Source organism: Alteromonas sp. KUL150 (genome assembly GCF_009811475.1).
Taxonomy (GTDB): domain Bacteria; phylum Pseudomonadota; class Gammaproteobacteria; order Enterobacterales; family Alteromonadaceae; genus Alteromonas; species Alteromonas gracilis.
In genome coordinates, this window is the sequence record NZ_BLIJ01000021.1 from 1 (window position 1) to 12,865 (window position 12,865).

The window sequence follows — 12,865 nt, forward strand, 5'->3', positions numbered from 1 at the left end:
ATCTATGCGGATTGGTATAAAATTTAAGGAGTCGAAATGTTAGTTGTAGTATCCCCAGCGAAAAATCTAGATTTTGAAAGCGATATTCCAGTGAGTAAGTTTACTCAGCCTGTCATGCTTGAAGATACGGAACGTTTAATGGAAGTATGCCGCACGTTATCACCCGCTGACTTATCATCGCTAATGAAAATCAGTGACAAATTAGCCACCTTAAACGCAAACCGATTTGCTGAATTTTCTACACCGTTTACGCCAGATAACGCGCGTCAGGCAATGTATACATTCAATGGCGATGTTTATACGGGACTTGATGCTTATTCACTTGATAGCGAAACGGTAGAATACGCCCAAAAACATCTTCGAATCCTATCTGGTCTATACGGACTGCTGCGACCACTCGACTTAATGCAGGCCTACCGTTTAGAGATGGGGACTAAATTAACAAACCCTGAAGGCAAAGATTTATACGCATTTTGGAATGACCGCATTACTTATGTGCTGAATAAAGCATTGGAAGCGCAGGGTGATAATGTGTTAATTAACCTTGCTTCAAATGAATATTTTAAAGCGGTTCAAAAGAAATCTCTTGATGGCATGATCATCACGCCCACCTTTAAAGATTGCAAAAACGGCCAGTATAAGATTATCAGCTTCTTTGCGAAGAAGGCCCGTGGCTTGATGGCGCGTTATATTCTTGAAAACCGTGTAAAGGACGTTGAAGGTTTGAAAAACTTCGACGTAGACGGCTATCAGTTTAGTGAAGAACAAAGTTCATCGACGGAACTTGTGTTTCTTCGTAACCAAGAGGGGTAAGCCCGCCCCCTCTCTGGGTACTTATCTATGCAGACTTGTATTATTCGGCGCTACCTTAAGAGCGGTTAGGAAACGGCGCGTGATCACATGCTACCGTGATCACATGCTACAATGTACCCTACAATCATTATCAACTGAGTTGAGTCATACCTTGAGCATACTAGTTCGCAACTTACCTAAATCATTTACCCAAGAAAGTCTTGAAGATCTGTTCTTTGAGTTTGGTTCCATTGTGTCATGTGACATGGTGATGGACGATGCAACAGGCTTATCTAAAGGCTTTGGCTTTGTTGAAATGAGCACGCAAGATGAAACCGACAATGCCATTAAAGCGCTAAACGCAAAGGTTATTGACGGGAAAAAAATTCGCGTCAAATGGTCAAATCAAGAGAAGAAGCAGGCCGCTGCGGAAGAGCTTGCTCCTGCAGCACCTAGAGATATACCTGAAAACGTGTGGGGAAGTGCTGCTAGCACCAATGATAAGCATAAAAGCGAGCCAGAATAATTGCTTAAAGTTCGATGGTTAGTGTTACGGCGAATCGTTGTTATTTTCTCAAATGTTGCCGGGCAAAAAACGCCTGCAAAACGAGATCGAAAAAGTAATAGAAACTTTATTTAATTGAAGCGCCAGCGCGTAGTTATCCTGTAGAGATAACTACGCGCTAGCGCTTTTTCTATTTCACGAAAAAGGGAAAGTTCGCATGTGCGGCATTACCTTTTCCATCATAAACAAACGCATACAACCGATAAGCCCCCGGAGATTCTGGCGCTTTCAGTGTTATTTTCTGTGCTTCAGGGTTCTTTATCAGCCCTAATACTTCCTCTGGCACTACTTCACGGTCGCCACCCACTTCTGTGGCTGTAGACTCTTTTCTCACTTCCCATCTAAATCGCAACGTATCGCCATCGGGATCCACTGCGTTGAGCGTTGCCTTATAACTGTCGCCGGAAAAGAGAAAAACGTTATCAAACGCTACCTTATCATCTAAACCAATGGGGCTTACCCTAGGTGTACGGTTTTCAGGCCACTTTCCTTTCCATATATAGTGCATTACATCTATAGCTTCGGTGCGCTCTCCTGAGTCTAAAAACATTCCGTACCACGTGCTTGTACGTTCTTGCTTTTGCCCCCAAAGAAAAACATAGTTGCCAATGAGTTGTTTCTTTTCCGGTTCAATTGCCTTTACGAAGCTTTTCGCGTAGTTACTGGCCTTTTCTGAACTGGTAGTTTCAACGGGGGCACCCCATTTAGTTTCATATACTTCCCAGTGACCCACTGCGCCCCATTCAGTGATCATATAGGGCCCTTCATAGCCATACTTTTCAATGTATTTAGGAAGATTGACCACATCAGCATAAAGCTGAAAACTAACGAAATCGATGGACGGAGCACGGCGCATAATTGCGTCCATGGCTTTTTTATCAAACCCGGCAATGGTGGTTGTGGTTGGATGGTGCGGATCAATTGACTTAATCAAGTCTGCAGCCTCATTAACCGCGTCGTACACTTTGGGATTAGTAAAATCATAATTCAGCTCATTCCCAATGAACCAAGTAAGTAGGGCAGGATGGTCTTTGTGAGCCAGCACGCTGGCTTTTACCTTCTCAAGCTGTGCAGCGACAGCTTGTTCATCATCATAATCAAAGCCATGTCGCTCACGAGCGAAGTCAATGCCTAAAGAGACGGTCATTCCAAGCTCATGGGCTCTATCCAATAAAGCTTGGGCTGGCATTGCTCCACCATCTATCGACCAGGTTCGAATTGAATTGGCCCCGTGCGCAGCCAAAGTGGCAAGATCGGCACCATCTACCCCGGCTCCCTTAACTAAATACGGCTTACCATCGCGTAACAAGCTATAGCTTCCGTCAGGGAGTTTACTCACTTCTACGTGCACTGGCTTCGCGGCTATTTCGCCACCTGATAACATAGTGAATACAAATAGCAGACTTCCAATGATAGGGAAACGTTGCACATTATTCTCCTTTAATCCTATTTGCGTCGAAAATACAGCATATTGACTACGTTTAAGAGTCATAAAAAATAACGCGCATACTCCTTTCGGTTTATATGCGCGTTGGTTTTGCTTAATTCAACACTAAGCGTTTTTCGCTGCTGTTCAACACTTACATTAGTAGGTGTACCTTACGCGCACGCCAAACGTTCTTGGGCGTGTAAAAAAGCGTGTGTTGTCAAACTGGGTAATAATTGTTGCAGCAGTGCGCACTTCATCAAAAAGATTGTTTGCAAAAGCTTCTATACGAAGTGCACCATCGCCATGGGTATAGCCCATACCCGCATCCACTGTCCAATACGCATCAACAGAATCGTCTAGTCGGCGACGAGGATTATCAGGGTTTTGATAATCGATGCTGTTGAATATGGTCAAGAATTGAGAGTCGCGCCACCCTGTTGAAATAACATAATCGAGGGTGCCGCTACCTATATCAAAAATTTGACTTAATGAAGCGTTAAGCTGGAAGCGCGGTGTGCGGGGCAGACGATTACCATCAATTGACTGGAATACGGCTTCATCTGGCGCTACGTCGGCCTGGAAACGAGAATCCTGTATTTCCTGACTATTCTCAATCTCCGCTTCTAGCCACAGTGCAGTCCAGTTAAAGTTAATGTCGTAAGGTAGCTCAAACTTACCGTCGAACTGCATACCATAAATTGCTGAGTCTGCAGCGTTAAAGCTAAACGACACTACCAGTGCTCCTGGCGTTGCATCAAGTGGGTCAACAGGTGCACCAGAGTTGAACTCAAGGGCTTGTTCAACCGATAACAGGTTTGTAAACACCTGGTCGCGATAATCATTGTAAAACGCCGAGAAGTTAAAGGTGGTAGGAATATCACCAAGATCGAACTCGTTCTTCGAACCAAACTCGAACAATGTAACGCTTTCTTCTTGATAGGTTGGAGCCAACGTTAACCCGGTTGTAGGGTCGCTAAACGTATCGTTAAATCCACCTGATTTGTGACCTGTAGCAATAAGACCATACAACAGTTGGTCATTGTTTAAGTCGTGTTCAAGTCTGATACGCCAGTCTACAAACTCATTGTCTATACGACCATCCTGCACGGTTATGGAGTTGTTTGGCGAGATAGGTACTGCGAAGGAGTGAGTACCATCTTCATTACAGATAAGTCCATCCGTGACATCACTGTCTGAGCAGGCCGGGCGGTTTTCTGCGCCGCCTTGGGTAACGCCATTAGCAAAGATGTCGTCAAGGGTGTCTCTATCACCAAACTGAGAAATACCATCGAAGTAGAAGGCTAAGAATTCGTCATCAGAGACGTTACCATCTCCATTTTGATCTGGGTCGTAAATAGAGCGCCCAAACCCAGCGAACTGGAAGCCTTCTGTGCCTACTCTGGCGCCCATACAGCAACCAAATGGGTTACCGGTATTAACATCGAAGCCTCCGAGTGCAAAAGCATAGCGTGCATTCACACCTTGTCGTGTCTTAGTATCTTTGGTGTAACGTAAGCCAAGCGTTAGGCGTGTATCCGCACTGAACTCGTAGGTGGCGTCACCATATATCGAAAATGAATCGGTATCGGTGTTTGGCTGGTTAAATTCAGCACCCTGAAAAAAGCCGCCACGATCTCCCGCAGATGCTAGGAACGTTTGTTGGCGTTCGTCAAACAAAAAGATGCCAGCAGTGTAGGTGAGTCGGCTTGCATCGTCGTCAGACAATAAACGTAGCTCGTGAATGATTGACTCAGAATCAGTTAAAAACTGGAACCGAGAGAAATCGTCAAGTGCTTGATCCAACGGGGCCAGGGCATCGAAAACGCCAGGGAAGTCTGGTGATAATGGCGTTGCGGCTTGATAGTCGTAGATTAGGTCGCGATAGCTTCCATTATATTCAAGCTTAACTTTACCCAAGTCATAGGTGACCTCAAGCTTGAAGCCATCGTGAATAGTGTCTTGGATGGGAGAAAAACCGCGGCCCACTACGTCACGGGGGTCTTCAATGGTGTCAGGGTCTATGCCAAGACCAAGTGGCAAGGCGTAGTTTGTGCCCGTGTAACCCGTGCCTTGCTCTCTAGCAAAGTCGTAAGACATGTAAATGCTTAAGTCGTCATTAGGTTCGTAGAGCGCTTGAAATCTTAAGCCTAGGTTATCAGCGGCTTCCGCAAGTTCAAGATCGAGCGGGCCAACATCATTGTAATACGAGTCGTGGTCGGTTTTGATACCGGCAACGCGAAAGGCCAAGACGTCATTGACGGGTATATTTAATGCGCCGGTTATCGTTCGATGGTTGTAGTTACCGAACTCAACTTCGGCACTGCCATTCCACTGACCAATAGCTGGGCGCCAAGGGATAATATTTACAGACCCTGCGGTCGCATTTCTTCCGCGGAGCGTACCTTGAGGACCAACGTTAACTTCAACGCGAGATATATCGAAAAATGCTGAACCGATACCAGAGGGGCGCGGTATATATACGCCGTCTAAATGCGTCGCCGCCGCCGGGTCGCCAAGCTCAGTATTGTTAGAGCTGCCTATACCGCGGATCCATACCTCTACGTTGCCCTGATTGTTACCGATTTCTAAACCGGGAATGGACTCAGAAATATCGGTGATATCTTGAATACCTTGTGCCTTTAGGTCTTCGCCAGAAAACGCAAACGCTGTTCCTCCTAAATCTTGAATATCTTGAGAGCGACGTTCTACGGTTACCACTATGCGTTCTAAGTCTGCTTCCTTTTCTTCCTCGGTTTTTTCTACTTCTTGTGCAACCGCCGATGCGACACCAAAGACAATAGAAGAGGCCAAGATACAGTGTCCGAATAATTTCATAAGGTTTCCCGCACCGACCGATGTTGTAATTGTTGGCATGTCATTAAAATCTCGATTAAAACATTTCATTTTTGACCCTCCCTATTCAACTATTGAAAAATTAACGTTGTCGTAGAAGACACCGCTGGGGTTATAGTCAGTAGCTGAATTTGAAAAACCAAACTGAAGGATTTGACCGTCTAAACTCTCGTCTAGTGTCGCCTCAACAGTGTAGCGAGCCCATTCCGTATTACTTACCGCACTCAAATCCACTCTCACGTCCACACTAGATGCAAAACCGTTGTTAGGATCGAGTACTCTTATGTAGGCATACGCTGTGGTGGGTGGGGCAATCCCCCCTTCAAACGGTGCTTTAGCGTCAAATGAGAACACGTAGCTACCGGCGTCAGACGTGCTGAACACGGTCTCTTGGAAACTAGCGGCTTCAATCACCAAGCCATTAGCATGGTCGCCGTTATTGTAATCACTGAATACGTTTAAGTACTGAGTACCTTGCGCTTCACCAGCTTCGCCAGTGGCATAACTTGTGAACCCGCCCGTGTTGTTAGGGGAGGGGAATGGACCGTAACTATAGGCGAAGTTACCGTCAGCAAATACCGCTGCAAAGCTCAGCCATCCGTCACCAATTTCTCCTGCACCGGCGTTACCAGATTCGAAATCTGTTTCGTAGAACACCCCCGGTTGTGCTTTATCAAAGTCAACGTTATCAACAATGATGGCTGAAGGCGCAAAGTTGGTTGTCCTAGAGGTGAAACCAAACTCTAGTAATTGGCCTGCCATAGCGTCGGTGATGTCGAAGTTGACGCTATAAGTTTGCCAGTCGCTACCTGATATCGCCGACAGGTCAATTTCTACCCGTGCCGTGGTTGAAAATCCATTGCTGGGATCTAAGGTCTGTACGTAGGCGGTGGCTGTTGTAGGGTCAGCAATTGCGCCTTCGCTTGGTGCCCTTGCATCGAAGCTAAAGGTGTAGGTACCGGCGTCTTCGGCAACCAAATTAAACTGTTGGAATGTTGCCGCTTCTATAAATAAGCCATTACCATGATCAGCATTGTTATAATCATTGAACAATACTAGCTGTTGTGAACCCTGCACTGCATCGCCTTGTCCCACGGCAATATTCGCAAAGCTGTTAGAGTTGAGTGGGGTTCCAAATGGTGCGCCATAGTTGTAAACAAAGCTTCCGTCAGCAGTAAAAGCCGTACCAAAACTCATCCAGTTGTTACCTAGTGCAGTGGCTTGAGGGTCAACGCCTTCAAAGTCTGCGTAAAAACTTAGCGGTAGTACTTCTTCTTCCACGATATCGGTGAACGGTTCCCAACGAACGTTATCGATAGTGAACGAAGTGGTGGCATTAACGTCCGTAACTGAAAGCACCAAACCAGCACTGACTGTCGTGGTGTTCAGCCCAGCGTTAATGAGTTGATTGAGAGGAATTTCAATTTCCTGCCACTCACCATCAGCAGGTCGGCCCAAGTCTTGTGGTCCACTTGTGCACGGGAACACACAATCTATTTGCATAGTAATGGTGTTTGTGTCGCTACCAAAGTCTGACACGAACAAATCAAACACCACTGCGCCGTTATTATATCCTGCTAAATTCTGAGGGTCTGTAGCAATAAACCATACGCCGTTTTCTCCATCGCCATTGAAGGTGATATCGATAACTTGGTCTCGTAATGCATCGTCGCTGGTGACAATTTCCCATTCTATTTTGTTAACACCATCGGGATTGCTTCCATCGGTGTAAGTTTCAAAACCAGAACCGCTATCGACTGCGCCTATGCCAAACGTCCAGAAGGGGTCTACCTCATCAATGAATACGTTTTGCGGCACGGTAGTAATTCGAACAATACCGCACGGCTCAGATTGTGGAGTTCCGCACACGAGCCGTATGTTGTCGAACCGCATTTTCGCAGCGCCACCTACTGGTTCAAGTACAATGAGGTTTACGACTTCCTCGACATCCATTGGACCACCGCCAAACGCACCAATGTTGCTTTGAATAACGTCACTTAGTGCTAGAGATACTGATGTCCATTCATCAGTAGGAAGGTTAGCAAGTGGAACTTGAATAAATCCAATATTTGGAAAGCCGCTGTCAACGCCTACTTGCAGCGCGGTCGCTTGTGTGTCGGCACTGTCGATGTACACGTCAAACTTTAATTCGCCGCCATAAAACTCGTTGTTGTCGGCTCTGCCCATTCCAAATAATTCAAAGGTATTGCCTTCTGGATCGTTTATTTGGATATTTCCACCGCCACTGGTAGTGACTTCGATGACCGTACCTCTCGTCGTGTCACTTGACTCTACTTCAGCAACCGTTAGCGCACCGTCATTGTTGAAAACACCAATGCCCAAAGGTCTTTCGCTGTTAGTGCCGCTAAATAATACGCCCGGAGCATCGTCATACAGAGGGAACGTGTTTACGACGACATCTTGTGGGGGCGGCGTACCGTCGCCTCCTTGAGTGATAACAAATGGGTCTACCTCATCAATACTATTTTCGCACCCAAGACCATCGCCTACAGGTGGCAGAGGGCATTGATAAACGCGGATATAGTCAACCAAAAGTTGCCCGGGAAATACGTCTGCATCATTGGGGTTGGGTACACCTGCAGGATTGCCTCCAACGGCCAAATTAACAATAAGGTGTTGGTCTTCATTGAAAGGTGCATCGTCCTCACCAGAGAGAAATCCTTCCATTTGATTTTTGAAATAGTAATTCCAGTAGGTATCTCTACTGATTGTAAAATAATGATCACCGTCTACAAACCAACGAATGCGCTGTGAGTCCCATTCCACCGCGTATTGGTGAAAACCATCAGTAGGGTCGATATCGTAGGTTTTAGACTCGCTAACATTCAGTGGAAAACGCTGACCGAAGTGTGCTGTCCCTGCGACAAATGGCGTAGCCTGACCGAAGCTTTCCATTACGTCTATCTCACCACGCGCCGCCCACTCGCCAAATGGCGAAGGATCGCTGCCGAGGGTCCAAAAAGCGGCCCAAAGTCCAACACCCTCGGGAACTTTAATACTCGCCTCTATTCGACCATACGTAAAATCGAACAAGCTCTGCGTTCGCATGCGACCGGAAGTGTAAGCAAAATTAGGATCTGGAGAGTCACCAACACGTGCTTCAATGATTAACGTTCCGTCTTCTACAGTGATATTGTCGGCAGTGTAGTATTGCAATTCATTGTTACCCCATCCTGGCGGTAATCCAATTGACGTGCCGTCTCCGACTTGTATTTCCCATTTGCTCGTATCTACAGCGGAGCCGTCGAATTCATCAGCCCAAACAAGCTCGAAATTTGCTGAGGTAGGAGGAGGTGGATTTTCAAGCTGGCCGCCTATAGCTTCATCATCATTTTGACAGCCACCTAAAAGCATGGAAGCGCTTACAATTGACGCTAGACTTAACAAGTTGAGAGTTGGTCTGCTCATGTGTTTTTCTCTTGTTGACAGGACTGGTAGTGGATACTCTTGTGCACGTTTATCGCTTTGTATTTGATTTTTCTAAGCGTTATATGAGCACCCAAGGTTAAGTTATAGTCAAAAAAAGCCAAATTAAAAGAAAAATTATCGTTAATTTAATGTTAATTTTAACTTTGGGAAGGATAAAATGTTAGCTGTCGATGTGTTCGCCTCTGCTCTTTGAAGCTAAGTAAGAGAAAGTTCTGTTAATTAGAAATATAGATCTTTTGAATGCTTTAGGCGGGAAAAAGAAAATGAATTTAATGGTCATCACACGAATGACAGCGACATACACTGAATAATCTGATTAAGGCGTGCTGGCAAACGAATCTGCCAGCACTAATCAGCTGTTTAACCGGATATTGCTTCTTTCTGTACTTTAGGTTTGCGCGCCGACATTACTATTGTCAGCCAAACGAGCACGCCACACAAGGCTAGGGCAAGACCTACCCAGCCGGTTGAAGCATAGCCATAGCCTGCGGATAATGCCATACCAGCAAGCCAAGGTCCCAACGCATTTGCCGTGTTGAAAGCCGCGTGATTCATCGCTCCAGCCAGTGTTTGTGCGTCGCCTGCAACGTCCATTAGCCTGGTTTGTAGCGGTACGACCATGCCACCGCCAATACCGATGAAAAATAACGATGTTGCCATGAGGTAAGGGTTGCCCATAGATGCTGCGTACGCAGCTGCTGATAAGCCAAGCAGTAGTTGAAACATTATGGCTGAAGTGAGCAGTCGCCCTTCAGAATACCGCCCGGCAATAATGTTACCCAGCGTTACGCCAATACCGTAAATTAATAAGGTTGCAGATATTCCCCATTCTGGGGTTGTGGTGGTGCTCAGGTACGAGGCACTGAAGTAGGAGTACACCGAAAACATACCACCAAAGCCAATAGCGCCCATTAGTAGGACTAGCAAAACATCTTTATTTTTTAGCGCCTTAAGCTCAGTGAGCGGTTTTGCATCTGGGTTAGGACCACGGTATGGTGCGGTTTTCCATACCATTAGCGCAGTTATCAATGCGAAAGCCGAAATCATGAAGAACCCTGTTCTCCAACCAAATACTTGCCCTATGCCACTGATTGACGGCACACCAATAATATTGGCGATAGCCAAGCCTAGAATGACGTTACTGACGGCTTGCGCCCGTTTATTTTTGCCGGCAATGTCTGCAGCAAATAGCATGGCGATACCGAAATATGCGCCATGAGGAAGGCCGGCAATAAAACGAGCGATATTCATTGTCCATTCTGACCATGCCAGCGCTGTAAATAGGTTTCCAACGGCATAAAACACCATCATTGAAATAAGCATGGTGCGGCGGGCAAGCCGAGAAAAGAAAATAGTGATGAGCGGCGCCCCCACAACCACGCCAATGGCATAGGCACTAATTGCGTAGCCTGCAATATGTTCGGTAATGCCAAAATCTTCAGCGAAGTAAGGTAATAAACCCATTGCAGCAAACTCGCTACAACCAATCACAAAGGTACCGAAAGCCAGCCAAAATGTAATGGTGGCCAGCGAATACTCGTCTGCGTTAAGAGAGTGGTTGGTATCCGCTGTGTTAGAGGCCATCTTGTCAGTTTGATTTCCCATAAATTACCTTTTGTTCCTTCTGCACCTATCCGTCGACTAGAGATGATCGTATCATCCTCAAGCTATCAAGGTAACGGTAGTTGATAAGATTTATTATTTAATTCAACGGGTTAATTGTTTTATTTATGTTAATGGAAATGGACTGGTGTGTTTTTTTTAAGATAGTCATAATGGTATTTGCAATATAAAACCTTGACTTTTAAGCAAAAAATCAATACTTCACAAAAATATAACTCAAATAATGATTAATACTTACCGTAAAACGCTTGCAGACTTAAGCGCAGCTTTCAGTGTCGACTTTCCACTTCACATACAATACGCAAAACAAGCAGTATGTTTTGCCTCACAAAGAGGCTAACACATGAGCACAACGTCGATGCGAAGCGGACTTGGGCTGGGAGTAACAGATTGGCTGCCTTTGCTAGGTGGTTATTTTCTCGTTGCCATTTCTATTGGGCGTGATAGCAGTTCAGGCGAGGTTTTATCATTCGATCTAGCTTTCGCGCTGCTGGTTTAAGTTCCTTTCTTCCCCAGTGCCTTATCACCCCAAATTTCTTTTAAACGCTGGTCGCGGCCACAGTTCCATCGATAGAATTGGTAGCGAACAGGACTTTTTTTGTAGAAATCTTGATGGCCAATTTCATCGCCCTTTATCGGATAAAAGGTAGAGGCGTCTAGAATAGGCGTAACAACCTCTTTATTCGGAAATTGGGCTTTTACTGCCGCCTTTGTTTTTTCTGCAATTGCCCGCTCTTTGTCGTTAGCAACAAATATGGCGCTTAAGTAGCTTGGGCCTTTATCACAAAACTGGCCTCGGCTGTCGAAGGGATCTATGTTTACCCAAAAATGATCAAGAATATCTCGGTATGAAAGTTTTGATCCATCATAGGTTATTTTGACCGCTTCATAGTGCCCTTTGTGATTGCCGTTGTAGGTTGGATTTGGCGCACTTCCACCGGTGAAGCCAGAGACTACATCGGTTACCCCCTCTAGCTTTTCAAAATCCGCTTCCATACACCAAAAGCAGCCACCCGCTAAAACGGCTTCGTCTGCATAAGATGCTGGTAACAAAATAGCGGTACTAAGCACAGCGCTTACAAGTAATGTAAAGAAAGTTGATTTCATTTTTTACCTTCTGTTGTGATGACGAGGTCTGCGCTAATAATTGGACATGTCGCCATGGTGCAAAACTATAGAGCTACTTCCTAATCATATACGCCACACCAATAGAGAACGTTTAAGTGAGCGAAATATTTCATCGCACTATTCGTCTTCTGCTGGTTCCCCACCTTTTTAGCTTTCTCCTTTCAAAAAATGAAGCAATGCAGCACGTAAAATTTTCATTTTAGTCTGTAGTCTCACTATGTTTTTAGGCATTAGCTTACTTTACGTGTAGACCTGTTCTTTCTTAAGGCCACGCACAACAGGGGGGGAGCGCTAAATTGCGATGTCGGCAAAGCGTTTGCATTATTGATGTTATCTAGAAGCCGACTTGTTTGACCGCAGGTTGGTTTTAACCCGCTTATTGCTAAATGCTCTGTTTAAAGCAGTTCAGTTAGAGTTTGAATATGTTCGAAGCAGTTAAAACGTTTAGCGTGAAGTAAGTTCAGTCAAAAATGTAAGGATGAATGATATGTCGATAGTAAAATCAGGTAGTGCAGCGTACAAACCACTTGGCAAAAAAGGGAAGGGAAGTATTTCTACCGAAACAGGTGCCTTATCTAATCAGCCCTATGGTTTTAATACACGATTCGAAGACGGAAAAGGGACTAACCCCGAAGAGCTAATTGGTGCTGCTCACGCAAGTTGCTTCACAATGGCGCTTTCATTTGCACTATCAGACGCTGGCTATGACGATGGCGAGTTAAATACGACGGCTAAAATCACTTTAGAGAAGAGTGACGACGGTTTTGAAATTACTCAGTCAGCGCTAAGCCTGGATGCCAATGTTGAAGGGATTACCGAAGATGAATTCGAAAAAATTGCAAAGGACGCGAAAGAGAACTGCCCCGTATCTCAACTTCTAAACGCTAATATTACGTTGGAATACAAACTGAACAAAAGCTGAGAAAACAGTAAAAAACTTTTTTCAAACAGATGAGAGAAAAGCGGCATTGGCCGCTTTTCTTGATTTTGGAATTCATCGATTTCATTTGAATTCTCAATATACG

General features: G+C 45.3%; 9 protein-coding genes. 4 read left to right on the top strand and 5 right to left on the bottom strand.

The features are described 5' to 3' along the window. Window positions 1–36: 36 nt before the first annotated feature. Complete coding sequence (gene yaaA, locus GVO62_RS04070) at window positions 37–813, top strand: peroxide stress protein YaaA (RefSeq protein ID WP_159117849.1); 777 nt, start codon at window positions 37–39, stop codon at window positions 811–813. A 151-nt stretch (window positions 814–964) separates the two neighbouring features. Beyond that, window positions 965–1,318, top strand: coding sequence for an RNA recognition motif domain-containing protein (locus GVO62_RS04075; protein ID WP_159117850.1), 354 nt, complete (start codon window positions 965–967; stop codon window positions 1,316–1,318). 169 nt (window positions 1,319–1,487) lie between these two features. Here the strand turns inward: GVO62_RS04075 and GVO62_RS04080 are convergent, their stop codons facing one another. The 4 genes from GVO62_RS04080 to GVO62_RS04095 all read right to left on the bottom strand — a co-directional run bounded on the left by GVO62_RS04080 (window position 1,488) and on the right by GVO62_RS04095 (window position 10,694). Then, the gene (locus GVO62_RS04080; RefSeq protein ID WP_236547060.1) at window positions 1,488–2,786 is read right to left on the bottom strand and encodes a glycoside hydrolase family 2 TIM barrel-domain containing protein; all 1,299 of its coding nucleotides are present in this window, start codon (window positions 2,784–2,786) and stop codon (window positions 1,488–1,490) included. A 156-nt stretch (window positions 2,787–2,942) separates the two neighbouring features. Then, the gene (locus GVO62_RS04085; RefSeq protein ID WP_201282643.1) at window positions 2,943–5,690 is read right to left on the bottom strand and encodes a TonB-dependent receptor; all 2,748 of its coding nucleotides are present in this window, start codon (window positions 5,688–5,690) and stop codon (window positions 2,943–2,945) included. A 12-nt stretch (window positions 5,691–5,702) separates the two neighbouring features. Beyond that, window positions 5,703–9,068: a glycoside hydrolase family 16 protein gene (locus GVO62_RS04090; RefSeq protein WP_159117852.1), complete on the bottom strand. Its 3,366-nt coding sequence runs from the start codon at window positions 9,066–9,068 to the stop codon at window positions 5,703–5,705. 381 nt (window positions 9,069–9,449) lie between these two features. Continuing rightward, window positions 9,450–10,694: an MFS transporter gene (locus tag GVO62_RS04095; protein ID WP_159117853.1), complete on the bottom strand. Its 1,245-nt coding sequence runs from the start codon at window positions 10,692–10,694 to the stop codon at window positions 9,450–9,452. A 361-nt stretch (window positions 10,695–11,055) separates the two neighbouring features. On the opposite strand from GVO62_RS04095, the gene GVO62_RS04100 reads away from it, so the two are divergent. Then, window positions 11,056–11,211, top strand: a complete 156-nt coding sequence (locus tag GVO62_RS04100; protein WP_159117854.1) for a hypothetical protein — start codon at window positions 11,056–11,058, stop codon at window positions 11,209–11,211. Here the strand turns inward: GVO62_RS04100 and msrA are convergent. Further along, the gene (msrA, locus tag GVO62_RS04105; protein WP_159117855.1) at window positions 11,208–11,819 is read right to left on the bottom strand and encodes a peptide-methionine (S)-S-oxide reductase MsrA; all 612 of its coding nucleotides are present in this window, start codon (window positions 11,817–11,819) and stop codon (window positions 11,208–11,210) included. The two genes, GVO62_RS04100 and msrA, sit on opposite strands and share 4 nt — an antisense overlap. 508 nt (window positions 11,820–12,327) lie before the next feature. On the opposite strand from msrA, the gene GVO62_RS04110 reads away from it, so the two are divergent. Beyond that, window positions 12,328–12,762, top strand: coding sequence for an OsmC family protein (locus GVO62_RS04110; RefSeq protein WP_159117856.1), 435 nt, complete (start codon window positions 12,328–12,330; stop codon window positions 12,760–12,762). Window positions 12,763–12,865 lie beyond the last annotated feature (103 nt).